The organism is Streptomyces sp. NPDC020681 (assembly GCF_044334895.1).
In the GTDB taxonomy this organism is placed as follows: Bacteria; Actinomycetota; Actinomycetes; order Streptomycetales; family Streptomycetaceae; genus Streptomyces.
Genome location: NZ_JBIRTX010000013.1, coordinates 93384 through 118577, shown reverse-complemented (window position 1 = coordinate 118577; position 25194 = coordinate 93384). Strand labels below are relative to the sequence as shown.

Genomic DNA, 25194 nt, shown 5'->3' with positions numbered 1-25194 from the left:
AGGCCTGCAGACGGCTTGTTGTGCGGTGGGGTGGCGTGGCTATGGACGTGCCGGGGCCGGTGCGGGTGTGGGCGTGGGTCGGGTTGGGGTGCCGGTGCCGTGCGTGGTGATGCGGGGGAGGCGGCGGTCGAGGGTTCGGGGCAGCCACCAGGTGGCGCGGCCCAGCAGCGCCATGGCGGCGGGTACGAGCACCATCCGGACAATGGTGGCGTCGAGGACGATGGCTGTCGCCAGGCCCAGACCCATCATTTTGACGAGGGGCGATGGGTTGAGGACGAAGCTGAGGAAGACCACCGTCATGATCAGCGCGGCACAGGTGATGACGCGGCCGGTGACGGCCATGCCGCGGGCCACCGATTCCTTGGTGTCTCCGGTGGCTTCGTACTCCTCGCGGACGCGGGAGAGGAGGAATACCTCGTAGTCCATGGACAGGCCGAAAAGGACCGCGAAGAAGATCGTCGGCAGGGGGGAGGCGATCGGCAGGGTTTCGTCGACGTTGAAGAGTCCACCGAGCCAGCCCCACTGGAAGACGGCGACCACAACGCCGTAGGCGCCGCCGATGGACAGCAGGTTCATCACGGCGGCTTTCAGCGGCAGGGTGATGGAGCGGAACACCAGCATCAGCAGCAGGAACGACACCAGGATGATCGCGGTGATGAAGAGCGGGAGAGTGTCGGCGAGTTGCCGGGTGAGGTCGTCGGTCATGGCGGTCAGGCCCGAGACGGCGACGTTGTCGGGGACGCTGTCGCGGATGCGGTCGAGGGTGTGGGAGGTCGCGGCGTCGGCGGGTGCGGTGTTGGGGATCGCGGGCAGGACGACGGTGTCCCCGGCTGCGGAGGTCCGGGAGGCGCCGACGGACGCGATGCCGGGATCGTTGGCGAGGCGGCGGGACAGTTCGGGGATGCCCTTCGCGTCCACGCCGGGGCTGCGCAGGTCGGCGACGATCAGCAGGGGGGCGTTGAAGCCGGGGCCGAAGCCCTCCGCCAGGAGGTCGTAGGCACGGCGGTGCGTGGTGGTAGTGGCGTCGTTGCCTGCGTCGGGGAAGCCGGTCTCCATGCGCAGCGCCGGGACGGCGAGCGCCAGCAGCACTACGGACGCGGCCAGCAGGTAGGGCCACGGCCGGCGGGAGACGCGATGGGCGAAGCGCCACCATGCCGTGTTCTGGGGGCTGCCGTGGTCCTGGCGGTTGTCGGGGATGTCGGGGTTGTTATGACTTTTCACCCGGCGGGTACGGGAGTTCCGGCGGCGTCGGGGATGGATGCGGTCGCCCAGCAGGGTCAGCAGCGCGGGCAGCAGGGTCAGAGCGGTCGCTGCGGCGCACAGGACTACCAGCGAGGTGCTCAGACCGATCGAGGTCAAAAAGCCCAGGCCGGTCAGGGCGAGCGCGGCCATCGCGACGACGACCGTGCCGCCGGCGAACAGGATGGCCGCGCCCGACGATCCCATGGCGTTGGACAGCGCGGTCGGGTTGTCCTGGCCGGCGGCGTGGTTTTCGCGGTATCGGGCCACGATGAACAGGGCGTAGTCGATGCCGACGCCCAGGCCGATCATCGCGCCGATCGTGGGGGCGGCGGTGGAGACGTCCATCGCATGGGCCAGCAGCGTGATGCCGCCCAGGGAGGTGGCGACGGCGACCAGGGCGAGCGCGATGGGGACCAGCGCGGCCACGATCGTGCCGAACGCGACCACCAGGATGACCAGGGCGGCCAGCAGGCCCGCCGCTTCTGCGCCCGATGTCGGCGTTTCGGCGTTGATGAAGACGGTGTCGCCGCCGAGTTCGGCGACCACACCGTTGCCGCGTACGGGTGCTACCGCGCCGCTGAGGGCTTCGATCTGCGCGGGGTGCACGTCCATGGCCGGTATGTCGAAGGTGATGGTGGCGAAGCCGATCCGTCCGTCGGGCGAGATCGTGCCGGCGGTGAAGGGATCGGTGGCCGTGGCGATGTGTTCCACTGCGGCGATCCGAGCTACGGCGGCCTTGATGGCGGGCCGGTGGCGATCGATCCGCTGTCCTTCTGGGGCGGCGAACACCGCCATGGCGCTGCCGCCGGACGCTTCGGGGAAGCGCTCTTCGAGCAGTTCCATCGCCTGTTCGCTCTGGCTGCCGGGTGCGACGAGGTCGTCGACGAATGAAGTACCGGCCAGGCCGGCCAGGGGCAGCACGAGGGCCAGGGCGGCCAGCCAGGCGGCGATGGTCACCCATGGCCGGCGGGCGCTCGCGTCGCCGATACGGCGCGTGAGTCGGTTCATGATGGTGGGCTCCTGTGGGACGGGTGGCCACGGACGGCAAGGGCCGGTCGGGCTCCTCGGGCTGGCTGCCGGCCGACCGCACCTGGTGGGTGTTCGGCGGCAGCGGGAGTGAGCTGTCCCAGCGTGGGCGCTGGGACAGGTGCCGTCTCCCGCCACGCGGCGGGTTCGGCCCTCCCGCGCGCGGCGGGGGAGAACAGGGCGGCGCCTCCTGCTGGCGGCGGAGGTCCGGATCCGTCGGCAGGCGGGTGACGATGCCGCCGAGCTGCACTTACGATGACGTGCCGGTGCGTCCCGGCGACCTGCACCAGGGCACCGGACGCCTTTTGATGGAGCGACGATGAACCGCAGGGCGCCGCAGGACCAGCCGCCGGGCCGCAGCGTGCCGCGCAGGTTCCGCGGCCCGTTCACGCGCTGGCCGCGGACCGCGGACGCCGTCCTCGCGGCGGCGATGTTCCTGCCGGCCGTTCTGCTGGAGGAAGCCCCGGGCGACGCGATGGCCGTCCGCCCGGTCACCGGCATCCTCCAGCCCGTTCTCCTGCTTTTCGCGGTGGCCGGCGTGGCGCTCTACTGGCGTCGGCGCACGCCGGTCGCGGTCCTGTGCGTGGCGCTTCTCGCATGGGCCCCGACGCTGGGAAGCAGCTACTCCACGCTTGGTCCCATCGTGATCGTCGCGCTGTACAGCGTCGGGCGGCACGCCGAGGACAACCGGTGGGGCCCCTTCGGCGTCGTCGCGGCCGTCGCCGCCCTCACGGTCGACGGCATGCTGAATTCCGTCCCCTGGGGGGACATCGCCTTCGGCGCCTTCGTCATGTCCGGGGTCTGGTACCTCGGTCGGCGCCTGCGGCTGCGCGCCGGGCGTGCAGCCCGGCTCCGCCAGGAGCAGGCCGCCGAGGCGCGGCGGATCGTGACCGAGGAACGCACTCACATCGCCCGTGAACTGCACGACGTGGTCGCCCACCGGGTGAGCATGATGACGGTGCAGGCGGGTGCGGCCCGGATGGTGGCCGCCGAGGATCCGCAGGGTGCGCTGGAGGCGATGGCGGCGGTGGAGGAGGCGGGACGCCAGGCGCTGGACGAACTGCGGCACCTGCTGGGGGTGTTGCGGCCGGACGCCGAGCGCGACGGTCTGGGGCCCCAGCCGGGTCTGGCCGATCTGCCCCGGCTCGTGGCCGAGATCTGCGAGGCGGGCCTGGACGTCTCGTTCACCAACAACATCCGCACGCCTCTCCCGGCCCGCGTGGATCTCTCGGCGTACCGCATCGTCCAGGAGGCCCTGACCAACGTCCTCAAGCACAGCGGACCGCGCACCCGCACCCAGGTGCACCTGCGCGACGCAAGCGACGGCATCACCATCGAGGTCCTCGACGACGGCCCCGGCGCCGCCTTCCAGGCCCTGCCGGCCGCACACAAGGGCCCACCGGGCCACGGCATCGTCGGCATGCGGGAACGCGCTCACCTGCTCGGCGGAAGCCTCAACGCTCAGCCGTGCCCCGGCGGCGGATTCCGGCTCACCGCGTGTCTGCCCGTCACGGGGGAGCCCACGTGAGCATCCGCGTCGTCGTGGCCGACGACCAGGCACTGGTACGCCGGGGCTTCGCCATGATTCTCCGGGTCCACCACGACATCGAGGTCGTGGCCGAGGCGGGCACCGGCCTCGAGGCGATCGAGGCGGCACGCCGGCACCGCCCGGACGTGATCCTCATGGACATCCGCATGCCCGAGATGGACGGCCTCGAAGCGACCTCCCGGATCCTTCAGGAGGCCGACTGGGGTCCTCGGGTGCTGATCCTGACCACGTTCGATCCGGACGAGTACGTGTACAAGGCGCTGCGCTCCGGCGCCAGTGGCTTCGTGCTCAAGGACATTCCCCCCGAACAACTGGCCACCGCCGTCCGCACGGTGGCCGAGGGCGGGACGCTGCTGGCGCCCTCGATCACCCGCCGCTTCATCGACCGGTTCGCCGAGCGCCGTATCCCCAACACCGCCGTCGCGGCCCGCCTGGAACGGCTCACCGGCCGCGAACGCGAGATCATGACCGCCGTCGCCCGCGGCGCGAGCAATGCGGAAATCGCCGAGCAGTTCGTCATCGGTGCCGCCACCGTCAAGTCACATGTGTCGAGCATCCTCACCAAGTTCGGGCTGCGCGACCGCATCCAGATCGTGATCTTCGCCTACGAGAGCGGCCTCGTGGAAGCGGGCGACCACGACGTCGGCCACTGAGACCTCCTCGGCGCCGAACCCCCGCGCCACGATGTCGATGCCACGGTGGCCGGGCTGCATCGGCGGATCCGTGAACGCCGCAACGCGGTCACCAGCCGTAAGCCCTCGCCTTGTGGGCGGGCGTTCCCGTGGAAGCCCGCTCAACGCGCAACTGCTCGGCACGTTCTGAGGCAGCTCGAACGCGCACCTCCTGGGGGCTCGGCGAGTTCGTCTTCGTGCGGGACGGGGCCGCGTGCGCCCCTTTCGTCAGGCACGTGAACGCGCTGGACGCCACAACCGGCAGCCGCTATTGGACCTCGCGTACGCCGAGATTCCCGGCTACGGTCACCGGGACACGTTCCACGGCCGGGGCCTGCCCTTGACGTGTTCGGGCGCAACCTCGACTTCCTCAACAAAGTGGCGGCGGTTTCCGGGGCGCGGCGGCAGGACCAGGCCGTACTCGAATTGACGCCCAGGAGGCCACGCCCATGCCGAAGTTCGCTGTCGACGGAGCGGCATTGACGTACGACGACGAAGGCCCCCGTGACGGTGAGGGCGTGCCTCTGGTGTTCATCCACGGCTGGACGGCCAACCGGCACCGCTGGGACCACCAGATGGCGCACTTCGCCCCAACGCGGCGGGTGATACGGCTCGACCTGCGCGGGCACGGCGAGAGCGGCGGGTCGGCACAGACGATCGATGAGCTGGCCGCGGACGTCATTGCCCTCCTCAATCAGCTGGAGATCGACCGGTTCATACCCGTCGGCCATTCCATGGGCGGGATGATCGCGCAGACCCTCGCTCTGGGCCACGCCAAGCGGATCGAGCGCCTGGTGCTCGTGAACTCGATCAGCCGGATGACGTACAGCCGTGGGAGGGGCCTGCTGATGGCGGCATCCACGCTGGTGCCGTTCAAGTTGTTCGTCGCCGCCAACATCCAGCGTGCCTTTGCCCCCGGCCACCCCCGCGCGGAGATCCGCGAATACGTCCGGGCCTCGTCGGCCACACCGCGGGAGGTCGTCATGACGTGCTACGCCGCCATGCGGACCTTCGACGTCCTCGACCGGGTCGGCGATATCACTACGCCCACCCTGTTGGTGCACGGCTACCACGACATCCAGCTGCCCGTCGCGCAGATGCTGCGTATGGCGAAGGCCTATCCGGACGCGCTGGTGCGCATCGTGGACGCCGGCCACGAACTGCCGGTGGAGAAGCCGGCGGAGCTGACCGCGGTCCTCGACTCGTTCGTGACCGGCCGGGCATGAGGCGGTAGGCGGCCGGACGGAGTTCATCAGGCGGTCGCACGAGGAACGTCGGGTTCACCGATCCGGACGAGCTGCTGCCTGTCATCCGCAAGCGGCTGCGGCCCGGCGGTGTCCTCGCCTTCTCTCAACGCCCCGCGATCGAGGGCTGCTACGGCTGCCAGCCCTCGTACATCAACCGGTCCGAGGACGAGGACCCGCGCTCGTCGCGAAGCGGTGAGGCCTACGAGCCCGAGCGGTGGATGGAGATCCTGGCCGAGCACGGATTCACCGCAGCGTCGGCTCGCGTTCTGCCGACCCCGCCCGGCCCGAGCAGGCCAGGATGCCTGCTTAAGTTGGGTCCACGTCGGTGTGCAGCACGTGGTGGTCCGAGTACGGGGTGGGATGCACACGGTGCCCAAGCGGGACGATGCCTCGCAGGAAGATGTAGTCGAACTTGCTCTGCCAGTCGGTGGTCGGCTTGCAGGTGCCGACGGGCGAGGGACGACACTGAGGGTCTGTATCCGCGGCCAGTGCCCATATCCGGGCGAGTTCGGGAGCGTCCGGCACGGCGTTGAAGTCGCCGAGAACGATCGCGCGGTCGTGCCGGGCGACCTCTGCGGCGAGTACGCCGGCCTGGTCTGCTCGGACTGCTTCCTGACGTCGTTGGGCGAGGTGTGTGTTGAAGACCCGGACAGGCTGGCCGCCCACCATGGTGGTGACTGCCAGGTACCCACGGTCTTCGGATCCTCCTTCGGGGTATTCCACGTGGTCGCGGTCTGTCATCGGTGCCGCCGAGAGGATCGCCTGGCCGAAAGCCCCCGGATTCCACGGCACTCCTCCGCAGCGGTCCCAATTCTGAAGAACCATCCCGTACTCGACGTGGTAAACCAGCCCGTAATGCCTCTCCAGATAGTCCCGGATCCCTTCGACGTCACGCACGCACGCTTCTTGCAGGCCGATGACCTGGGGCGCATACGTGGCGATCTCCGCCGCCCGGTCAGCGTTGCTTTCCTCGCAGGGGTTGCAGATGTTCCACGTCATGACCCGGTTCGGTACGACATCCCTGACGGCTTCGGCGGGCAGTGACCTGGCGAATAGGCCACCGCTTGGTGCACTGGGGCCGACAAACACGATGCAGGCCACGATCACAGCGCCCGCGAGCAACCGCGTGCCCCTTCCGAGCACCATCGCCTCCTCAGAGTGGATACACATGGCATCTGACGTCTCTCCATCCACGAGGTTATGGGACGGGTTTCAACAGCACATGCGGTCTGCCGGATCTCGTTGCGCTCGGACACTGCGGCGGCGTGCGGCGGTTGGATCGTCTTCGAGGACGAGGCCGGCCAGCCGATGACGCCGCCGCGTGCCAGGACCTGGGGCCGGATCGGCCGGACTCTGCGGGTGCGGGTGCGGGTGCGGGTGCGGGTGCGGAGCCGGGGCTCGGGCAGGGTCTCGATGGGGACCGTCCTGTCGCCCGCAACCGTCGCCGCAATGCTGACGGGTGACACCAGAGGCGTTCATTCCGCAGTGGAGGACACGTCGCCGGGCGTCGGCGGATACAGGTCCAACACCACATCGATCCCGAGCAGGCCGACCTCCTTCAACAGATCAGAGGGCAGAACACATCCGCCCTGACCGTTCTCGCTGCCGAAGCCGAGGAGCAATTCCACCTCGCAATCGGCGGCCAGCCGAGCCAGTGCCTCGTGGCGTCCCTCCAGCAGCTTGATCAGGGCCGCAGCGTGCTCGTCAGGCCAGCGGTCACTGCCCAGGCCGCTTGTGAGGATCCACACGCTGGATTCCCGCCGGAAGCTGTCCGGGTTGCATGGGATGGCCAGACTGCCCTGCTCGAACTTGTCGTGTGGATCGAGCCCCAACGCCTCTGAGATCTCCTCCGCGCTGATCGTCCGGCTCGTGATCCGCAACGACCCAGCCGACCACTTCGCATCCGGCATCGGTGGCTGCGTCGGCAATTCATCTGGCACGCGATCACCATGACAGACCACCCGCCACAGGACCAGCGAGTCCTCCAAAGCGGCTCCGAGAGGCCCCGACCCACCGACATCACAAGTTCAAGTCGGCGAGACCGTCGAGGAATCTGTCCACGTCGTCGGCGGTGTTGTACGGTGCCAGGCCCACCCGCAGGGCGGGGTCCTGCAGCTTCAGCGCGGCGAAGACCTCGTACGCGTAGAACGATCCGGCGGGGGCCACCACGTTTCGCGAGGCAAGGTGGACCTGGGCCTCGCGGGCGTCGCGGCCTTGGAGGGTCATCAGGAGGGTGGGGGTGCGGTCGGCCGCCTTCGAGTGGAGGGTGACGGCGTTGCCGAGAGCTTGGAGCCCGTCCTCCAGCCTTGTGCGCAGTGCCTGCTCGTGCTCGTGCAGGGCGCCGAGCGAATGCGCGAGACGTTCGCGGCGGGTGGTTCCCGTGCCCGGGTCGATCGCGGTGAGGAAGTCCACGGCGGCGGTGGCGCCCGCGAGGATCTCGTACGGCAGCGTGCCGAACTCGAAACGTTCCGGCACGTTGTCGGGGGAGGGCAGAAGCTTGTCCGGGTCGAGAGTTTCAAGAAGTTCGGGCGTCCCTGCGAGCACCCCGCAGTGCGGTCCGAGGAACTTGTACGGCGAGCAGACGAAAAGGTCCGCCCCCAGGGCAGGTACGTCCACCAGGTGATGTGCGGCGTAGTGCACCCCGTCGACGTACACCAGGGCGCCGAACTCGTGGGCCCGGTCGGCGATCCGGCGCACTGGCGGCTTGGTGCCGAGCACGTTCGAGGCCGCCGTGACCGCAACAAGGCGGGTCCGGGGCGAGAGAGCCCGCTCGTACGAGTCGAGGTCGAGCTCCATCGTCGCGGCGTCGATCTCGATCCAGCGGACCGATACTCCGGCGCGCTCGGCCGCCTGTATCCAGGGGCGGACGTTGGAGTCGTGGTCCAGCCGGCTCAGCACGATCTCGTCGCCCGCCTGCCAGCTCTTGGCCAGGTGGCGGGAGAAGTCGTAGGTGAGCTGGGTGGCGCTGCGCCCGTGGACGATGCCGCCGGCGGGCATGTTCAGCAGGTCGGCGTAGGCGGCGCGAAAGTCCGCGACGGCGCGTTCGGCGTTGAGCTCGGAGGGGCTGACGTTTCCCCGGTTGGACAGGGGGCCGGTCAGCGTCGCGGCGATGGCTTCGGCGACGGGGCGGGGAGTCTGGGTCCCGCCCGGTCCGTCGAAGAAGGCAAGGCCGGTGTTGAGGGAGGGGAAGTGGGCCCGGAGGGCGGTGAGGTCGATGGCCATGGCCTCGGCTTTCTGTCGAGCGACGTGCCAGGGGGAGTGTCTAGAATCTGGCACCTGGCCGAGCGACACGTAAAGCGATGAATCGAGAAGAGAAAGTTCACGATCGATGAAGCCGCAGCCGGATCTGAAGCTCCTGGCCACCTTCCTGGCTGTGGTGAACCACGGCTCCATGGCCGACGCGGCGGCGGCGCTCGGCTACGTACCCTCCGCCGTCTCCCAGCACATCGCCGCACTCGAACGCGAGCTGGGCATCGAGGTGCTCGTGCGTCGCCCCGGCAGCCGACTGATCCTCACAGCAGCCGGCCGCTCCCTCGCCCAGGCCACCGAGACGCTCTTCGACGCGACCGCCCGATTCCAGGACGCCGCCAACGGCATCGGCAACCGCGAGATCGCGGAACTGCGCGTCGGTACCTACCCCAGCGCGATGAGCCACCTGCTCCCCGGGGTCCTGTCCACCCTCAAAGCCCGTGGCCACAGCGCCCGTATCCGCCTCATCGACGTGGAGATACACGAGGGCCTGCCCAAGGTGAAATCGGGCGACATGGACCTGCTCATCGCCTACCGCTACCTCCCCGAGGATCCGCCGACTCCCTCCGGCGAGTGGACCATCACCTCCCTCGGCAGCGAGCCGCTCGTCCTTGTCACGGGCACCCGACCGGGCCGCCGCCAGGTCGAGCTGGCCGACTGCCTGGAAAAGGAGTGGATCTCAGGCCATGCCCACAACGCCGACCGGCGCCTGCTGCACCGCTGGGCCGGAGAACTCGGCATCGAACCCCACGTGACGTTCGAGACCGAGGACCTGCACAGCATGCTCGCAATGATCCGCGCCGACCTGGCGGTTGGCCTGATCCCGGCAACCCTCCTGGGCGGCGAGCTGGACGGCGCCGGCATCGAGCGGGTGGCACTGCCTCCCGAGGCCCCGCCGCTCCGCCGGCAGATCCTCGCCGTGAGCCGCCCCGGCATCCGCCCCCAGATCATCGATGAGCTGGTCACACTGCTGACAGAGGCGCTGCGAAGCGTCCGGATCTAGCTTCGGCCAGAGTTCTTTGGCCTGCCTGGGCCTACACCTGGTCACCTGGTGGTCAGTCGACCACGTCAAAGGTCATTCGTTCGGCTGCGGTGTGATTCTGCAGCCCGTTGAGGACGGCACCGAGCCCGACGGCCGCCGCCCAAGCTGCCTGACCAGTCACGTTGGTCGACGGCGGCCGAGGCGCGCTCCGTTGCTACAGGTCGAACGTCAACTGCCCGGCTCGGTGCGGAGGCTGGCCCTTGTGGGTGGGGGTGCCGTGGCAGCGGGCGAGATCTTGCGTTGCCCGGTGCAGGGCGAGCTCGATGGTGTCGGGCGGGGTCAAGGAAGGTGCGAGTACCGGACCGCTACCTGGATACGGCGGCGTCGGCTCACATTTCGACACCGGATGTCCTGTGACACGGCCGCTGGACAGATTGCCACTTGAGTTGGACTGGGCGAGGGCCGGTAAGGTAGCGCTCTTCGGGCGGCTCAGCTCCCGGAGTCCTAGAGGCGACTGCCAATGAATCTCCGCCCCATGACTGCTCGTTCCGATGCCGCGATACACAACGTATGGCGGCTTCCCGCCGCCGATGCCGTGCGGGGGCGCCGAGCCCTTTGGTGGAGCGTCGGGCCCGCCGGGGAGCTTGCGGTCCTGTTGGTCCACCAGCGATACCTTGATCACACCCGCTACGCCAAGGGGTGGATCGGGTGGAGGCCGGAAGTCCCGTTCACCGGTGAGTTGGTCACCATCACCGCGCAGGAGGAGCGGCGCATCCTGGTGAAGGACATTCGGATTCGGCCCAGCCACTTGGCCCTGCTCCCGGATTCCCGATTCCTGCTGGTGAGCGGTCGTACGTTCCGGAACGAGACCGAGGGCCCCTGGACGCCCAACGCTGTGGTGTTCTCCCCATCGGGTACGCCTGAAGCCGAGTTCTGCGTCGGCGATGACATCTCCGCCCTGGTCACCGACCTCCACGGAGGTATCTGGACGGCTTACGGCGACGAAGGCATCTACGGCGGCCACCCCGAGTCAGGAGCAGGCCTCGCGGGCTGGAACACCCAGGGCCAGACGTCCTGGGCTCCCAAGGGACGGCTGCCCGACCACCCACTGGAAGGCCGCACCGCCGCGACCGAGAACGAACAGGTATGGCTCGTCTGGTACTCCGGCAGCAGCAGAGGCGGCACGTTCCTGACACGGATCACTCCGTCCACCGGCCACGTGGCCAGCTATGCCAGCCCCGTCCCCCAACCGGACGGATTCGCGGTCCGCGGCAACCGGGCAGTACTCACCCGCCGAGACCACAACAAGCGGTCCGTCGAGCTCATACGTGCCGAGCTCAACGGAACTACCTGGGCAGTAACCAGCCGCCGTCGGCTTCGGGTGCCCGGTCGAGTCGTCATGCGTTGCGGCCAAGGCCGCGACGGCTCCCTCTGGCTCCGCACAGGCAACACCTGGCTGCGCATAGAAGCATGAACACCCGACAACATCTCAGCCGGTCCAACTTCGATGGCAGACGGTCCCGGTTCGACGTCACAGCACACCCGAGGTTGAAGAACAAGCTCAGAGCCTGTGTCTGAACCTCTCCCGTGCGGAAGGCGGATACGGGTAACCGGGCTGCACCCTGGCGAGGACGTGACAGTCGCGTCGCAGGCTGTCGATCACAAGGGGTTGCGCTGGTCGGCCAGGGCCGTGGCCACAGCCGACACTGCCGGTGAGGTGGATCTCGCGCCCCAGCGGTCCACCGCGGGAACGCGCCGTCAGGCCGACGGCATGAGCCTGTAGCTCCGAGTGCGGTATCAGCAGTCAGGAGTAGGAGTCCGGGGCGGTCACGGTGGGTCATCGCCCGCGGATGTGCCACCTGCCGGGCGCAGGATGCCACACGAGGCACACCTGGCCCTGGTCCGGTCTGCGGGCGGTCAGCTCGTCCATGTCGAGGGACGACAGGGCTCTCAGCGCCTCATCCGACGCGTTCGACCACATGAAGAGGGTGATCCCCGCTTCTGCGTCGTCGGCGATGAGGAGACCGGCTTCCTCCTCACCCGAGGACTCCCCGACGGGCTCACCCGCCGGCGCCGGCTCCCCGTCCTGCCGCAGCATCCGGCGGACGAGGCCCCTGGCGTGCCCGTAGGCATCCTCGGCAGCTTTGGCGACGAGGGCCTGGACGAAGGGCACAACCGCGGTAGTGACCAGCGCCGTGACCGCGACTGTGGCGAACTCCGATACGGTGCCCGCCGTTTCGTGGAGGCTCCCCTCGATCTCCCGGGCTTTCAGAGCCTCGTATCTTTCCCGCCACGCTGCAGCCTCCTGCGTCCGGCCGAGCTGTTCCAGTACGTCCGCCAACTGCCAGGCGCCTCTCACTGAGCCCGCCTCGGCTTCCGGCCTCACGCACTGCTCCGCCTCGCTCAACCGCCCCTGCCTCATCAGCAGGTAGGACAAGGAGGGACGCACGTAGGACACGCCGTGGTCGATGGCCATCCGGTACCAGTGCTCAGCGTCGTCGAGCCGCTTGTGCTTCTCGGCCAGCTCTGCCAGGGAAGTCATCGCCCACAGGTCCCCGGCCTCCACTGCGCGCCGAAGCCAGAACTCTCGCTCCTCAGCGCTGACGCCGCTCTGCACGCCCATCGCACTTACAGCCTCGGGCCAGCCCGCCCGCGCGGCGCGCCTGCCCCAGTCGGCCGACCTGACCTCATCGGCGCCACCGTTCGGGTGCCTGTTGACGGCGCGGTCCCAGTAGATCCCGCTCAAGCGGTACATCGCCTCGGGATCCCCGGCCTCAGCCGCAGCGAGCAGCCACTTCTCGGCGAGCTTCCCACTGCCACCGGAATCGTAAAGGTGGATGCCAAGAGCCTTCATGGCCCCGACGTCACCAGCCTCCGCAGCCATCTCAAGGTTCGGGTCCGGCTCCTCCCACAGCAGCCTCGGTACAGCCATCTGTCCCCCTATTCCGGCGCCTCGCCACAGCGTCCACGGTGGCTGGCCTCCACGGCCACCCACCACGCCCCGTCGACCCCAAGTCTCCCTCTTTGCAGATGACTTGTGCTGACGCGTCCCGCCAAGACCCGATCCGCGCGCAGCGGCGACCGTCACTCCTGTGAGCCGTACCCGCCGGCCCTCGGCGCTGAAAGCTCATCGGCCCCCGCGAAGACATCGATTGCGTGATCCCGCAACGTGCGGCCTCCAGGCCGCGTCCTTCTGGTCGTGATCGAACTCCTCGACCCCTCCAGCCCTGACGACTACGAAGAGCACGAAGAGACCGTGCTGCCCGGCCCGCTGTGGCGGCACGCCTTGTGGGTGGCGGGCATCACCGTCCTTGGGGTGGGCCTGGGTTGGGCCGGCGCCTTGTTCCGTATCGGCCCCGAGGAATATGGGCTGCCGCCCGCCGCTACGGGGGCAGTGTGGCCGTATCTGGTCACCTGGACCGCGACGGGCCTGGCGGCGGCAGCCGCACTGCGGGCTGCCGCCGCCAGGGTGCCGGTCTACGCCCCGGGGCAGATCGCAGTTGTGCTCACCCTCCTGGGCACCCGGCTCTCCCTGGGCTGGCGGCCGGAGGCACCCGTGCTGGGCGCGATGGCAGTGTCCGCGCTGACGGCGGCGGCCATATGGTGCGCCCTTGCGCTGCGCCCCGGCTCCCGTGACAACCGAGGCGGGGGAAAGACGTCTGGCGGGTGAGTCGGCAGATGCCGACGTCACAACGCCTCGTAGGCATGTAGCTTGCGGGCCAGCAGCTGTGCCGGTGTCGCCCTGGCTGCCGGCCCTGGTGGCCTGCTGCTCGTGCGGCGCAGCATTTGCACGTCCCGTGCGGGCACCGAGCGGAACATGGGCTATGAATTGCAGCTCCCGAAGTGACGGAATGCTGCGGGCTGGAGGGCACGCAACTGACTGTCCAGCTCCGGCTAGTTCCTCGCGCAGGTCACTGTCGTGGTGCAGCGCCGCGAGTTCATGCTCGGTGGGCCTCAGATCGCACCCGCATCCGTGGCGCGATGATCGACGAACTGCACGCGGTTTTCAGCCAGTTGTCGCTGGCGAACGTGGTCGCGCTGGAGGAGCTGCTGCATGTCGGCGGCGAAGGCGGCGACCGGCTCAGCCTGATGGACGCCCTGGAGGACACGGCCACGGACAACCCGGTCGAAGTGGCGGAGGGCCGCGAGCTGCGATGGCTTCTCGCCCGTGCGATCAACACGCTGCCGGAGCGTGAGAAGACGGTCGTCACCCTCTATTACTACGAGGGGCTGACTCTCGCCGAGATCGGCAACGTCCTGGGCGTCACGGAGAGCCGGGTGGCTCGCCTGGCACGTGGCCTCGCGCAGCGGCGCACGCGGACTCGGGGCCCTCCGTGAACCGGCCGGCGTCCCGCCTGGACCGGCTCGGGAACCGTTCCCCCCGATCCTGCGTGACCTCTTGACGTGTTGTCGGCTGGCGATGGGGGACCCCGAATGAAAGATCGGACGATGGTGAGCGTGGCGGTATCGGCCTGTGTGGTGCTGGTGGCGTGTGCGTGCGGTCCGGAGAAATCTAAGGAGGACCCGGACGCGAAGCCTGCGCAGCCGTCCGCGTCTACGCAGGCCGAGTCGCCGTCGGCCACGCCGTCCGTGTCCCCTCGGACCGAGAAGCCGTCGGCCGAGCCAACCGGCGACCAGCCCGCACCCAGGACGAAGGAGGGCGCGATCCAGCGGTACGAGCAGTACCTCCACGCCCTGGGCCGTGAGGACATCGACACGGTCTGCGAAGTGGCCGGGCCCGCCGCGAAGAAGGCACAGGACCAGGGGTCCGGCCCGTGCACGTCGACGTACTCCGCCGTGTTCCAGATGATCTCGCCCGCGCAGAAGAAGGCCCTGCAAACCGCGACGGTCGACCCGCAGCGCATCGCCGTGCGCACGCCTGACAAGATCGAGATGCCGGTCGAAGCGGTCAGGGCTTCCGCAACCTTTTCCGAGAGCGACCTCGGCAGCTACACCCTGGAGTACCTCAAGAACAATTGGTACATCACCGACTGACCCGAAGAGGATGGGCCTCGGGAACCTCCTCGGTCCCAGACTCGGGCCATGGGCAGGAGCGACCGCGCCAGCCGGGTGATCGAGGCACCACCGGCGACTGTCTACCGCGCCCTCCTCCACCGCGAGTCCCCCGGTCATCCTTTGACGGCGCCGGAGGTGAGGCCCTGGACGATGTGGCGGCTGGCGAAGGCGAACAGGACCATCGTGGGCAGGATCGTGAGCACGGCCGCCGCTGACATCGACCCCCAGTCGATGTTGAAGCTGGAGATGAAGCCGTTCAGGGCGGTGGGGACGGTCTTGTTGGCATCGCTGTTCATGAGCGTCACCGACAGGAACAACTCGTTCCAGCAGTTGACGAAGTTGAAGATGAACGCGGCCACGATTCCCGGACGCATCACCGGCAGCAGTACCCGGAACAGCGCCCCGAACCGTGACAGGCCGTCGATCATGGCTGCCTCCTCGAGCGCGTCCGGGATGTTCTCGAAGAACCCCCGGAGCATCACCGTGCAGAACGGGATGCACACGGCGATGTACACGAGGGCGAGCCCCAGCCGGTTGTCCACCAGTCTGAGGTCCGTCATGAGCAGGTACAGCGGCCCGAGCGCGATGAAGGAGGGAATCATCTGGGTGACGAGCGCGGCCATCAGCAGCGCGGTTTTGGTGCGGAACTCGAAGCGCGCCAGAACGTACGCGGACAGCATCGAGATGACTGTGGCCACCACGCCGGCGACGGTGGCGACCACGAGGCTGTTGGTGAGGTATGTGCCGAAGTCGGCCGTGCCGAAAAGCCCGCTGTAGTTCTGCAGCGAGAAGTGCTCGGGCCAGTAGGCGATCGGAAAGGCGAAGATGTCGCCCGGTGCCTTGAGCGAGGTGATCGTGATCCAGTAGAGCGGGAAGACGGTGAACAGCAGCCACAGGCCCAGGAAGGCGAACTTGGCGGCCCGCCCGGCCGGAGTCTCCTTGCCGATCATGGCTTCACCTCTCGCTTCTCACGCGTGGCCAGCAAGTAGAACGTCGCGAACAGCAGCAGTCCCGCCACCACGATCAGACCCAGCGCGGAGGCCTTGCCGTAGTCGCCCTGCTGCGTGATCTTGATCATCCAGGTGGTCACGATGTGGGTCTCGTCGTTGGGGCCGCCGCCTGTCATCCCGAAGATCAGGTCCGGGAAGTTGAAGATCCAGATGACCCGCAGCAGGACGGTGAGCGCCAGCGTGGTCCTGATGTAGGGAATGGTGATCTGGAACAGGGTGCGCGCCTTGCCGGCGCCGTCCAGGGCCGCCGCCTCGTACAGCTCGTCGGGGATCGACTGCAACGCGGCCAGGATCATGATCGTGAAGAAGGTGACGCCGTACCAGACGTTGGCGATCAGCACGGCTGTCATCGCGGTGTCGGGATCGGCCAGCCAGGCGATCGGCTCGTCGATCAGCCCTGTTTTCTGGAGCAGATCGTTGACGACACCGAACTCGCTGTTGAACATCCAGCGGAAGAGGATGCCGATGAGAAACCCGGAGATCGCCCAGGGAAAGAAGATCAGAGCCTGGTAGAGACCGCGGAACCGGAAGTGGCGGCGCAGCCACAGCGCGAGCGCGAAGCCGATCACCAGCTGGGGAACGATCGAACCGCCCACCCACAGTGCTGTGTTGCCGAGCACGGTGCCCCAGGCGGGGTCGGCGAAGACGTCCCGCACGTTTTTCAGGCCCACCCAGGAGGTGTCGGTGAGGTCCGTCAGCTTCCAGTTGCGGAAGGCCATCTGGCTGCCCGCGAGTACCGGATAGTAGGTGAAGACGGCGACGAAGACGGCGGCCGGGGCCATGAAGGCGGCGATGAGTAGCCCGCGCCGGGTGGTGAACTCCGTCCTGCGGCCCCGGCGCGGCGGCACGGCGCCCCCCTTGCGGGAGGGGCGCCCGGGCCTCGCCTTCGCCTTCGTCGTCGTGGAGGCGGCGGTCATGCCTGCTTCCACTTTTCGGTCCAATAGGTGTCCCAGCCGGCCAGGAGCTTCTGGGGCGTCAGCTTGCCGAGGACCATCTTCTGGATGTCGGCGTCGGCCCTCTGCTGCCACTCGGTCCACCAGGCGACGCCGCGCGGCTGAGTGACCACCAGGTACTTGTCCGGGTTTGCCGTCATGGTGACGTAGCTGGCCCACGGTCCGGTCTTGTAGAAGGGGTCCTCGGTCGCCGACTTCAGGATCGGCACCAGGCTGTTCGCCTTGGTGAACTTCGTCGACGCCTCGCTCTGGGAGAGGAACTCGACCAGCTTGACCGCCTCGGCCTTGTGCTTGCTGCCCTTGGCGACACCCCAACCGGCGGTGGCCAGAGGCTGGACCGTCTTGCCGCTCGGGCCGGCCACCAGGGGCGCGGTGCTCCACTGGTCCGCCGAGATCGACTTGGACTCCGAAACGGTGGCGATCACTTCGGGGTCCTGGAGCAGGAAGGCCGTGGAGCCGTTGGAGAAGCCCTGGACCATCTCCGGGTAGCCCCAGGAGACGGACGACTTCGGCGACGCGCGCCGGAAGATCTCGAGGTAGGTCTCCATGGCGTCGAGGGCGCCGGGCGCGGAGAAGATCGTGCGGCCGTTCTTCAACCGGTAGCCGTTGGCGGGGTCGACATCGTCGGCGACGTACGCCTCGATGATCGCGGAGGCGTTGCCGTTGGCGTTGGAGCCGCCGCGGAAGGCGTAGCCGTACCGGCGCTCGGACGGGTTGTGGAGGGCGGAAGCCTGCTTCAGCAGGTCCTCCCAGCTGGCCGGTGGCTTGTCGAAGCCCGCTTTTTTGATCAGGTCGGTGCGGTAGAAGAGGCTCAGGCCGTAGAAGCCGTAGGGGACGAAGTAGGTCCTGCCCTTGTCGTCTTTGGAGGCCTTGACGGCGTTCTCCGTCATGGCCGGCCAGCCTTCCCAGCCGTCCAGGTCCTTCTTCATGTCATACAGCCAGCCGTTGTTCGACCAGGGGCCCACGGTGATGTCGCGCACCTCGAGGGTGTCCACACCGCTGCCGGACTGGAGCATCTGCTGGATCTTCTGGTCGGCCTGCTCGGTGGGCGGCGAGACCAGATTGACCTTGATCTTGGGGTTCTTCTGCTCGAAGTCGGCTATGAGGCCCTTGAGCAGGGCGGTGCGGGCGGGGTTGGTCAGGCTCTCGACCATGTTGAGGGTGACGGTCCCGCCTGCCGTGGGACTCATGGTGGAACAGCCCGTCAGGATCATCGCGGCGGCGGTGCCGAGGGCGAGGGCTGTCGTCCTTCTTCTCATCGTGCGACCTCTTTCGGGGAGGGGGAAAGGGGCATCGGGGTGCCGCTACGGCGCGGCATGTGTTTCGCGGGCTGTGCGCGCCCACTCGCCGAGGACGGGCACACAGGCCTCGGCGAAGTACTCGTAGTCGGCGGCGGTGTTGTAGACGTGGGCGGACAGGCGCATGTAGCCGGTGCCGTCGAAGCTGGTGAAGGCCGCCTCCACGCCCAGTTCTTCGGCGACACGGTCGCGCAGCGCGTCGGCTTCGACGCGGCTCGCGCCCAGCCCGGCGGGCAGCCGCACCAGCCGCATGCCCGGCACGGGCATACCGACGTCGACGGGCTCGTCCGAGCCGGTCACCTCGGCGAACGCGGCGGTGAGGATCTGCTCGGCGTAGGACGCCAGGTCGTGCATGTAACGGCGTGCTGTGTCCCAGCCCCAGGACTGCTCGACGAAGTCGAGTGCTGTGTGCGCCGCGAGATACGCCGTGGCGTCCACCGTGCCCTGCTGGTCGAAGCGGTCGGGATAGGGGTCGGCCGCGCCCCAGGAGTCGATCAGCGGGTAGAGAGACTCACTCAGGGGTCCCTGGGCGACCAGCGCCGCGGTGCCGCGGGGGGCGCAGCCCCACTTGTGGAGGTTGCCGACCCAGAAGTCGGCCGGGACGCCGGTGAGCGGGGCGGCGATCAGACCGGGTGCGTGCGCGGCGTCCACGAGGAACGGGATGCCGCGCCTGTGTGCCTCCGCGCCGATCAGTTCCACCGGCATCCGGCGCGCAGTCGCCGAGGTGATCTGGTCCACCACGACCAGGTCGGTTTCCTCGCTCAGCTCGGCCGCAACGGCCTCGTACGCCTGCCGCTCGTCAGCGTTCAGTGGCACCCGGGCGGTACGGACCCGGCCGCCCCAGAGCCGCGCGAGCCGTTCCGCTCCCATGGTGACGGCTCCGTACCCGTGGTCGGTGACGACGATCTCCCCGCCGCGGCGGCGCATCAGCGAGGCGTAGACGACGCTCACGCCGGCGCTCGCGTTCGGCACCAGGGCGAGGCTGTCGGGGGCGGTGCCGAGGAAGGCCGCGAGGTCGACGCGGGTGGCGGCGAGCCGCTGCGGGAGCGCCGGGAACCACACCACGGGCGAGCGTTCCATCTCCGCACGCAACCGGTTCTGCCGCTCCTGCGCCACCAGCGGCACCGCTCCGAACGAACCATGGTTCAGATGCCGCAGCGCGGGGTCCAGCGACCACGCCAGGGCCGCAGGTCGGCCGTCGGCCAGCACAAGAGGGCTGGGCGCGGTGGTCACCTCGGTCTCGCTCACTTGACCCCACTCTTTGCCGGACCTGGACGCGCCTGGGACATCAGACACGCCCCTCAGAGACGTATGATGACTCGGCATCCTGGCACGGCAGTTTCAGGCCATCAAGAGGCATGGCAAGAAAAGTCATCAGATGAATCTGTTGGATGCGCGGAAGTCATTTGATGTCTTGCCCTCGGTACAGTGCACCGGGGTCACGGCCACGGCGCCGGCCCGTCAGGGGAGGAGACCGATGTCCGCAGTAGACAGGGCGTTTCACGGCCTACGGCACATGATCGGCACCGGGCGCCTCGGCGCGGGTGAGCGCATCCCGCCCGAGGGCGAGCTCTGCGAGGAACTGGGCGTTTCACGAGGCTCGTTGCGTGAAGCCGTGCGGATGCTTGCCGCGCTGGGCGTGATCGAAGCCCGGCACGGCTCCGGCACCTACGTCTCCCAGCTCAGGCCCGAGGACGTTATCGGCAGCCTGTCCCTGACCCTCGAACTGCTGCCGCTGACCGGGCTCTTGGAGGTCTACGAGATCCGGCGTGTCCTGGAGGCCCATGTCGCCGCCCAGGCCGCGGCGCGGTCCACGCCCGAGACGGTTGGCGCCCTCTTCGCGCTCATCGAGACGATGGAGGCCACCGACGACCCCGCCGAGGCCTCTGAGCTCGACCACCGCTTCCACGCGGAGATCGCCCGGATCGGCGGCAACCCGACGCTCGCGTCCCTGCTGTCGGTTTTCCGCGCCCGCTCGCGCAAGTACCAGGTCTTCACCCTCCCCGAGGGGCCGGAACTGCGCCGCAAGAGCGACGAGGACCACCGGGTCCTGGCCACGGCCATCGCCGACCACGACCCGACGGCCGCCGCGGGCGCCGCCCAGGCGCACGTCGCCCAGACGGAGCGGTGGCTGCGGGCGTTCATGCCGCCGGTGGAGGAGGACCCGGACGCGGGCTGAGGGCGCGCCGGGACCGAAGGCGAGGTCGACGGCTGTCTGCTGCGCCTCCTCGCCGATGACGTAGTCGAGGAAGGAGCGCAGCACAGGCAGTTGCTGCGGCTTGTTGCCCTTGGCGCAGACGAGCGCGTAACCGACCTCCACCATGGGGTAGGCGCCGTCGCCGCTGGTCGCGAGGTCCCGCTCCACCACGAGATCGTTCGTCTTACCCGCCGCGTGGCCCGCTGCCACGGTCTTTGCCGCTGATTCGGGGCTGGGAGCGATGGGTTCCGCGGGCTCTGGTGTCGAGTTTCGCGGGCTTTGCCGACATGGGTTTGGCATGGTGCATCGCCACGAAGGCGATCGTTCCGTTACCGGACGCCACGCTTGTGCCGATCTCCGTGGCGCTTTCAACTCCCGTGCCCGCCTTGGTGGGCACGGAAGCGGAGGGCGCGTCCGGCCAGTCGTAGCCCGCGGCCTGGGCCAGGTGCCGACTGACTGTCAGGTTCGTGAACGACGCGTTCGACAGGTGGAACGGTTTCACCTCGGTGGAGGGAAGCGTCACGCCGGGGTTGAGCGCGGCGATCTTCGCGTCGTTCCAGGGGTGTGGGTCTGGTTCATGTGTTGTCGTGGCCGGTGGCGAGGATGGTGCGGCTGGCTGCGAAGAGCCGCGTGCAGCGTTGCGTCATGGCTTCGGGTGACTGGTCGGGGTGGTTGACCCACCAGCGGACCAGGGCGGTGCACAGGCCGCGCCAGGCGTATTTGAGGGCGTCGGCGTCGAGGGGGTCGTTGGATCCGGCCGTGTGCAGGAGGTCGGCGGTGCCGGTCGCGGCGATGTCGTCGATGGCGCCGCGGTAGTACGCCGCGCGCCTGGCGGCGTCGCTGTCGGGCGGCAGCGTGGCGTCGTAGAGGACGAACCACGCTTCGCGCTGCCCGTCCAGGGCGGTGAACAGGGCGTGCAGCACGCGCAGGGAGGTGGGCGGCGCGGGGGAGGCGTGTTCGGCCATCGCGGCGCGGATGGCGGCCAGCAGCCGGTCGCCGACCGGGTTGAGGCAGGCGAGATAGAGGTCTTGCTTGCTACCGAAGTAGTGGTGCAGCAGTGGCTTGGTGACGCCTACGCGGGCGGCGATGGCGGCCACGGTGGTGGCCTCGTAGCCGTGGCGGCCGAACTCCTCGGTGGCCGCGGCCAGGACCTGTCGTTCGCGCGCGGCCCTGGGCACGCCCTTGGTGCCGGCCCTGGAGGGGAGCGTTGTCATGGAACCGGATATTACCTTAAGGTAATTTTCCGTTGGGTAAATTACCTGGACCCCGCTGGGAGCACACTCATGCCTGCCGCCCCGTCCGACCCCGGCACCTCCCGCACCCGCTCTTGGTGGGGCTGGGGCTACGCCGACGCCCACCCCGACGACACCGAATGCGCAGCCATGGGCGCGCTGCTGCCGGGAACCCTGGCCCGCCCGCTGCCGGTACCCCGGGTCGCCGACCTGCCCATCGCCCGCCCCGGCGCGACACCTCCGCCCACACTGGCGCACCTGGTCACCGCCGATCCGGAAGCGCGCGCCGCTCACGCCATGGGCAAGGCCTACCGCGACGTCATCCGGGCGCTGCGCGGCCGGCCCGGACGGATCCCCGACCTGGTCGCCCGGCCGACCGACGACCAGGAGGTGGCCGACCTGCTGGACTGGGCCGGCGGGCACGGTGTGGCCGTCATCCCCTTCGGCGGCGGCTCCTCGGTGGTCGGCGGCGTGGAGTACCGCGGAGACGCCCACCGCGCCGTGCTGTCGCTCGACCTGACCTCGATGGACCGGGTCCTTGAGATCGACACCGTCAGCCGCTCGGCCCGCATCCAGGCCGGCGCGCTCGGTCCTGTGCTGGAAGAGCAGTTGCGGCCCCATGGCCTGACCCTGCGCCACTTTCCGCAGAGCTTCGAGTTCTCCACCCTCGGCGGCTGGCTGGCCACCCGTGCCGGGGGCCACTACGCCACCGGCCGCACCCACATCGACGACTTCGTGCAGTCCCTGCAGGTAGTCACGCCCGCCGGACCCTGCACGTCCTGGCGCCTGCCCGCATCCGGTGCCGGACCGTCACCCGACCGCCTGTTCCTCGGCTCTGAGGGCGCGCTCGGCGTCATCACCGAGGCGTGGATGCGCCTGCAGGAACGCCCGCGATACAAGGCCTCGGCGTCGGTGGCCTTCGCCGACTTCCACCAGGCGCTGGACGCGGTGCGCGCCATCGCCCAGTCCGACCTCGCGCCGGCCAACTGCCGCCTGCTTGATCCCGGCGAGGCACTGCTGTCGGGAGCCTCGCACGATGGTTCCGCCGTCCTGGTCCTGGGCTTCGAATCCGCCACCACCCGCGTCGACGACCGCCTCGCGAGCGCCCTGGACCTGGCCCGCGCCCACGGCGGCCGCGGCGGGCCGCCGACGGCGGACCGCGACGCCCCGGCCGACGCGGCGGTGAGCGCCTGGCGCTCGGCGTTTTTGCGCATGCCCTACTTGCGCGACGGCCTGGCCCGTATGGGCGCCGTCATCGAGACCTTCGAGACCGCCGCCACCTGGGACAAGATTCCCGCCCTGATCGACGCCGTCCGCACCCAGGTCGGCGCCGCCGCCTTGAAGGCCACCGGACACCCGGCCACCATCAACTGCCGCCTGACCCACGTCTACCCCGACGGCGCCGCCCCCTACTTCACCGTGGCCGTCGCCGGCCGGCCCGGCGACGAGGTTGAGGTCTGGGACGACATCAAAGCCGCCGCGAGCGACGTCCTGCACCGCTACCGCGCAACCATCACCCACCACCATGCCGTCGGCCGCGACCACCGCCCCGGCTACGACCTCCAGCGCCCGGAGCCCTTCGCGCTGGCGCTGCGCGCTGCCAAGGACGCCCTGGACCCCCATCGCATCCTCAACCCAGGCGTCCTGATCGACTGACGCCGACGATCCCGCCTCAGACAGCACGTCCACGGTGAGCGTCCCTGCAAGCTCGGCCGCTCGCCGAGGCGAGCGGCCCGACTGCCTCCGGTGTGCGAACTGCCCACACCGGCCGCGAAGTCGACGCTGTGGCCGACCGGATCGGCCGGAGCTGCCGCTCCCGGCCCGAGGGGATGCAAAGCGCCTGTGACCGACGGCGAGGACCGCACCGGAGGGGGCTGTAGCTGCCCGTCCCGTGGCCTGTGCTGACCGGGGTCATCGAGCAACGCACCTACCCGGCCGTGCCAGCGCCCGCGCACACCCCCGCCTCGGCGCTCTGCCTCGCCCGCTGTACCGGATGCGGCGCCGTCTACACGAAACCGTGGAAGCATCTCGGGCCTCTGCCTCGGGCCGCTTGATCCCACGCCCGTTCGCGCCCTCTGTGAGAGTCCGGGCTGGGGATGTCGGGCTTTGGTGCGTGAGCCCGGAGTCGGGTTCCGTACGGTGAAGGCTGCGGGGGAGTCAGTCTGGCCGAAGCCTCGGATTGGCCGCGGCGGCGCGGGGCAGGCTTGGACCTCTCCTGTGGGGCTGCTCTGGATGTGTCGGGTTCTCGGCGGTCTGTCGTGAGCGTGTCGTCTGCGGCAGGTCGGTGAGAATCGCTCTGCCGATGTCCTCTCCGGCGCCTGGGGGCTGTTGTGCTCTATGAGGGTGAGCTGGGCGGTGGCTTCGTGGCGGACGGCGAGCTGTTTGCCTGGTGGCGAGAGCCCGCGGGCCTGATTCGGCAGGCCGATCCGGCGCTCGGTCCTGTGTCGGCGCTTGCAGATCTCGTGGTCGAAGCCGGGCGGGCGGGGACTGCCGGGTGTCGCTGGGCATGTCGAATGTGCCGACTCTCGATCGACGTGAGAGTGAAGGCAGGACATCCCAGGACTTCAGGAGCATCCCAATCATGACCGTAACCGCGGATTTCGCCATCTCCCTCGACGGCTACATCGCCGGCACCAATGTGGCTGTCGACAACCCGGGAGGCGACGGCGCCGAGCCGCTTTTCGAGTGGATCCACAACCTGGCGAGCTGGCGGGAGCGCCAGGACATGACCGGCGGGGAGGAGAACCGCGACTCCGAGCTGATGCGCGAGTGGTTCGATTCCACCGGGGCGGTGGTCATGGGCCGGATGATGTACGACACGGGCGAGGAGTTCTGGGGCGACAACCCGCCGTTCCGGGTCCCGGTGTTCGTGCTCACTCACCGCCCTGGGCCGTCCCTTGTCAAGGAGGGCGGCACCACTTTCACCTTTGTCACCGACGGTATCCACAGCGCCCTCGATCAGGCGAAGGCCGCCGCCGGGGACAGGAACGTCGACATCGCGGGCGGGGCGAGCACGGTGCAGCAGTACCTCAGGGAGGGGCTCATCGACGAGCTGCAGCTGCACGTGGTGCCCGCGCTCCTCGGAGCGGGGCTGCGGCTCTTCGAGGGACCGGGCGCCGGGCGGGTGGACCTCGAGCCGGTCAGCGTGGTCGGCACGCCCCTCGCCACCCACCTGAAGTACCGCTTCGTGAAGTGACCCGTCACGGATAGGGCCCGGCTCGGCAGCCCAGCCCGCTACCGCTGCCGGGCCGAGCGCGCCGAGCGGGCAGGCGTCCGACGTGCGCTGCCGAACGGCCTGCCGCTCGGCTGGATGCCCTGATCCACCGTTGCCCCCAGCGCGGCGGCCCCGATGACTTTCGCTGCCCACAGCCGCCTTACCGCGGCGACGCCGGCGAGGAGTTGTCGCTGGGCCCCCTCGCGGCGTGCTCGCCAGCGCAGGCGCAACCACAGTCCCAGCAGGGCTGCATGCTTTTGCGGTACTGAACGACCTGTACAGCGCATTGTCCCAACTGTTGCGACCAG

22 protein-coding genes and 1 pseudogene are annotated in these 25194 nt (G+C 69.1%); 12 read left to right on the top strand and 11 right to left on the bottom strand.

From position 1 onward, the window contains the following. Window positions 1–39: 39 nt before the first annotated feature. Window positions 40–2250, bottom strand: a complete 2211-nt coding sequence (locus ACH4YL_RS27470; protein WP_398510113.1) for an MMPL family transporter — start codon at window positions 2248–2250, stop codon at window positions 40–42. A gap of 337 nt (window positions 2251–2587) precedes the next feature. Between ACH4YL_RS27470 and ACH4YL_RS27465 the strand changes: the two genes are divergently transcribed. The 3 genes from ACH4YL_RS27465 (at window position 2588) to ACH4YL_RS27455 (ending at window position 5714) form a co-directional block, all read left to right on the top strand. After that, window positions 2588–3796, top strand: a complete 1209-nt coding sequence (locus tag ACH4YL_RS27465) for a sensor histidine kinase (protein ID WP_398510112.1) — start codon at window positions 2588–2590, stop codon at window positions 3794–3796. Continuing rightward, the gene (locus tag ACH4YL_RS27460; RefSeq protein WP_398510111.1) at window positions 3793–4470 is read left to right on the top strand and encodes a response regulator; all 678 of its coding nucleotides are present in this window, start codon (window positions 3793–3795) and stop codon (window positions 4468–4470) included. The genes ACH4YL_RS27465 and ACH4YL_RS27460 overlap by 4 nt, the downstream gene beginning before the upstream one ends. Window positions 4471–4937: 467 nt before the next feature. Continuing rightward, the gene (locus tag ACH4YL_RS27455; protein ID WP_398510110.1) at window positions 4938–5714 is read left to right on the top strand and encodes an alpha/beta fold hydrolase; all 777 of its coding nucleotides are present in this window, start codon (window positions 4938–4940) and stop codon (window positions 5712–5714) included. A 327-nt stretch (window positions 5715–6041) separates the two neighbouring features. On the opposite strand, the gene ACH4YL_RS27450 is transcribed toward ACH4YL_RS27455, so the two are convergent. From ACH4YL_RS27450 to ACH4YL_RS27440, 3 genes are all read right to left on the bottom strand, one after another. Further along, the gene (locus tag ACH4YL_RS27450; RefSeq protein WP_398510233.1) at window positions 6042–6881 is read right to left on the bottom strand and encodes an endonuclease/exonuclease/phosphatase family protein; all 840 of its coding nucleotides are present in this window, start codon (window positions 6879–6881) and stop codon (window positions 6042–6044) included. 329 nt (window positions 6882–7210) lie between these two features. Beyond that, window positions 7211–7723, bottom strand: a complete 513-nt coding sequence (locus ACH4YL_RS27445) for a DUF4279 domain-containing protein (RefSeq protein ID WP_398510109.1) — start codon at window positions 7721–7723, stop codon at window positions 7211–7213. A 31-nt stretch (window positions 7724–7754) separates the two neighbouring features. Beyond that, on the bottom strand, window positions 7755–8957 hold the full coding sequence (locus ACH4YL_RS27440; RefSeq protein WP_398510108.1) for a cysteine desulfurase-like protein: 1203 nt from the start codon (window positions 8955–8957) through the stop codon (window positions 7755–7757). Between the two features lie 106 nt (window positions 8958–9063). On the opposite strand from ACH4YL_RS27440, the gene ACH4YL_RS27435 reads away from it, so the two are divergent. From ACH4YL_RS27435 to ACH4YL_RS27425, 3 genes are all read left to right on the top strand, one after another. Then, the gene (locus tag ACH4YL_RS27435; RefSeq protein ID WP_398510107.1) at window positions 9064–9987 is read left to right on the top strand and encodes a LysR family transcriptional regulator; all 924 of its coding nucleotides are present in this window, start codon (window positions 9064–9066) and stop codon (window positions 9985–9987) included. Window positions 9988–10501: 514 nt separating this feature from the next. Next, window positions 10502–11440, top strand: a complete 939-nt coding sequence (locus ACH4YL_RS27430) for a hypothetical protein (protein ID WP_398510106.1) — start codon at window positions 10502–10504, stop codon at window positions 11438–11440. Between the two features lie 96 nt (window positions 11441–11536). After that, window positions 11537–11749 (top strand): acyl-CoA thioesterase/BAAT N-terminal domain-containing protein, encoded by a 213-nt coding sequence (locus ACH4YL_RS27425; protein ID WP_398510105.1) that lies wholly within the window; start codon window positions 11537–11539, stop codon window positions 11747–11749. Window positions 11750–11803: 54 nt separating this feature from the next. Here the strand turns inward: ACH4YL_RS27425 and ACH4YL_RS27420 are convergent, their stop codons facing one another. Then, on the bottom strand, window positions 11804–12898 hold the full coding sequence (locus ACH4YL_RS27420; RefSeq protein ID WP_398510104.1) for a hypothetical protein: 1095 nt from the start codon (window positions 12896–12898) through the stop codon (window positions 11804–11806). 270 nt (window positions 12899–13168) lie between these two features. Here ACH4YL_RS27420 and ACH4YL_RS27415 point away from each other — a divergent pair, with 270 nt between their 5' ends. The 3 genes and pseudogenes from ACH4YL_RS27415 to ACH4YL_RS27405 all read left to right on the top strand — a co-directional run bounded on the left by ACH4YL_RS27415 (window position 13169) and on the right by ACH4YL_RS27405 (window position 14961). Beyond that, window positions 13169–13636 (top strand): hypothetical protein, encoded by a 468-nt coding sequence (locus ACH4YL_RS27415; protein ID WP_398510232.1) that lies wholly within the window; start codon window positions 13169–13171, stop codon window positions 13634–13636. Window positions 13637–13941: 305 nt separating this feature from the next. After that, window positions 13942–14304: pseudogene (locus ACH4YL_RS27410) on the top strand (sigma-70 family RNA polymerase sigma factor); the annotation flags it as partial. 96 nt (window positions 14305–14400) lie between these two features. After that, a complete protein-coding gene (locus ACH4YL_RS27405) occupies window positions 14401–14961 on the top strand; it encodes a hypothetical protein (RefSeq protein ID WP_398510103.1) in 561 nt (186 codons plus the stop codon). Between the two features lie 134 nt (window positions 14962–15095). Here ACH4YL_RS27405 and ACH4YL_RS27400 read toward each other — a convergent pair whose 3' ends face one another. Genes ACH4YL_RS27400 through ACH4YL_RS27385 form a run of 4 tightly spaced genes read right to left on the bottom strand, consistent with a single transcriptional unit; the run spans window position 15096 to window position 19491 of the window. Beyond that, window positions 15096–15932, bottom strand: coding sequence for a carbohydrate ABC transporter permease (locus ACH4YL_RS27400; protein WP_398510102.1), 837 nt, complete (start codon window positions 15930–15932; stop codon window positions 15096–15098). Beyond that, entirely contained in the window at window positions 15929–16909 is a 981-nt protein-coding gene (locus ACH4YL_RS27395; RefSeq protein ID WP_398510101.1) for a carbohydrate ABC transporter permease, read from the bottom strand. Before ACH4YL_RS27395 ends, ACH4YL_RS27400 begins: the two co-directional genes overlap by 4 nt. Beyond that, window positions 16906–18204 (bottom strand): ABC transporter substrate-binding protein, encoded by a 1299-nt coding sequence (locus tag ACH4YL_RS27390; protein WP_398510100.1) that lies wholly within the window; start codon window positions 18202–18204, stop codon window positions 16906–16908. The genes ACH4YL_RS27395 and ACH4YL_RS27390 overlap by 4 nt, the downstream gene beginning before the upstream one ends. 45 nt (window positions 18205–18249) lie before the next feature. After that, on the bottom strand, window positions 18250–19491 hold the full coding sequence (locus ACH4YL_RS27385; RefSeq protein ID WP_398510099.1) for an aminotransferase class V-fold PLP-dependent enzyme: 1242 nt from the start codon (window positions 19489–19491) through the stop codon (window positions 18250–18252). A gap of 229 nt (window positions 19492–19720) precedes the next feature. Between ACH4YL_RS27385 and ACH4YL_RS27380 the strand changes: the two genes are divergently transcribed. Continuing rightward, the gene (locus ACH4YL_RS27380) at window positions 19721–20422 is read left to right on the top strand and encodes a FadR/GntR family transcriptional regulator (protein ID WP_398510098.1); all 702 of its coding nucleotides are present in this window, start codon (window positions 19721–19723) and stop codon (window positions 20420–20422) included. A 202-nt stretch (window positions 20423–20624) separates the two neighbouring features. Here ACH4YL_RS27380 and ACH4YL_RS27375 read toward each other — a convergent pair whose 3' ends face one another. Further along, window positions 20625–20963, bottom strand: coding sequence for a hypothetical protein (locus ACH4YL_RS27375; protein ID WP_398510097.1), 339 nt, complete (start codon window positions 20961–20963; stop codon window positions 20625–20627). 52 nt (window positions 20964–21015) lie between these two features. After that, window positions 21016–21654, bottom strand: coding sequence for a TetR/AcrR family transcriptional regulator (locus ACH4YL_RS27370; protein WP_398510096.1), 639 nt, complete (start codon window positions 21652–21654; stop codon window positions 21016–21018). Between the two features lie 69 nt (window positions 21655–21723). Between ACH4YL_RS27370 and ACH4YL_RS27365 the strand changes: the two genes are divergently transcribed. Together ACH4YL_RS27365 and ACH4YL_RS27360 are read left to right on the top strand one after the other, a co-directional pair. Further along, window positions 21724–23328, top strand: a complete 1605-nt coding sequence (locus tag ACH4YL_RS27365) for an FAD-binding oxidoreductase (RefSeq protein ID WP_398510095.1) — start codon at window positions 21724–21726, stop codon at window positions 23326–23328. Between the two features lie 925 nt (window positions 23329–24253). Beyond that, complete coding sequence (locus ACH4YL_RS27360; RefSeq protein WP_398510094.1) at window positions 24254–24868, top strand: dihydrofolate reductase family protein; 615 nt, start codon at window positions 24254–24256, stop codon at window positions 24866–24868. The last annotated feature ends 326 nt before the right edge of the window (window positions 24869–25194 follow it).

Excerpts from the sequence above, each read along its gene's own strand:
- ACH4YL_RS27465 (WP_398510112.1), top strand. The coding sequence starts at position 2,588 with ATGAACCGCAGGGCGCCGCAGGACCAGCCGCCGGGCCGCAGCGTGCCG.
- ACH4YL_RS27440 (WP_398510108.1), bottom strand. The coding sequence starts at position 8,957 with ATGGCCATCGACCTCACCGCCCTCCGGGCCCACTTCCCCTCCCTCAAC.
- ACH4YL_RS27430 (WP_398510106.1), top strand. The coding sequence starts at position 10,502 with ATGACTGCTCGTTCCGATGCCGCGATACACAACGTATGGCGGCTTCCC.
- ACH4YL_RS27450 (WP_398510233.1), bottom strand. The coding sequence starts at position 6,881 with ATGGTGCTCGGAAGGGGCACGCGGTTGCTCGCGGGCGCTGTGATCGTG.
- ACH4YL_RS27395 (WP_398510101.1), bottom strand. The coding sequence starts at position 16,909 with ATGACCGCCGCCTCCACGACGACGAAGGCGAAGGCGAGGCCCGGGCGC.
- ACH4YL_RS27420 (WP_398510104.1), bottom strand. The coding sequence starts at position 12,898 with ATGGCTGTACCGAGGCTGCTGTGGGAGGAGCCGGACCCGAACCTTGAG.
- ACH4YL_RS27390 (WP_398510100.1), bottom strand. The coding sequence starts at position 18,204 with ATGAGAAGAAGGACGACAGCCCTCGCCCTCGGCACCGCCGCCGCGATG.
- ACH4YL_RS27380 (WP_398510098.1), top strand. The coding sequence starts at position 19,721 with ATGTCCGCAGTAGACAGGGCGTTTCACGGCCTACGGCACATGATCGGC.
- ACH4YL_RS27365 (WP_398510095.1), top strand. The coding sequence starts at position 21,724 with ATGCCTGCCGCCCCGTCCGACCCCGGCACCTCCCGCACCCGCTCTTGG.
- ACH4YL_RS27400 (WP_398510102.1), bottom strand. The coding sequence starts at position 15,932 with ATGATCGGCAAGGAGACTCCGGCCGGGCGGGCCGCCAAGTTCGCCTTC.
- ACH4YL_RS27360 (WP_398510094.1), top strand. The coding sequence starts at position 24,254 with ATGACCGTAACCGCGGATTTCGCCATCTCCCTCGACGGCTACATCGCC.
- ACH4YL_RS27455 (WP_398510110.1), top strand. The coding sequence starts at position 4,938 with ATGCCGAAGTTCGCTGTCGACGGAGCGGCATTGACGTACGACGACGAA.
- ACH4YL_RS27370 (WP_398510096.1), bottom strand. The coding sequence starts at position 21,654 with ATGACAACGCTCCCCTCCAGGGCCGGCACCAAGGGCGTGCCCAGGGCC.
- ACH4YL_RS27470 (WP_398510113.1), bottom strand. The coding sequence starts at position 2,250 with ATGAACCGACTCACGCGCCGTATCGGCGACGCGAGCGCCCGCCGGCCA.
- ACH4YL_RS27435 (WP_398510107.1), top strand. The coding sequence starts at position 9,064 with ATGAAGCCGCAGCCGGATCTGAAGCTCCTGGCCACCTTCCTGGCTGTG.
- ACH4YL_RS27405 (WP_398510103.1), top strand. The coding sequence starts at position 14,401 with ATGAAAGATCGGACGATGGTGAGCGTGGCGGTATCGGCCTGTGTGGTG.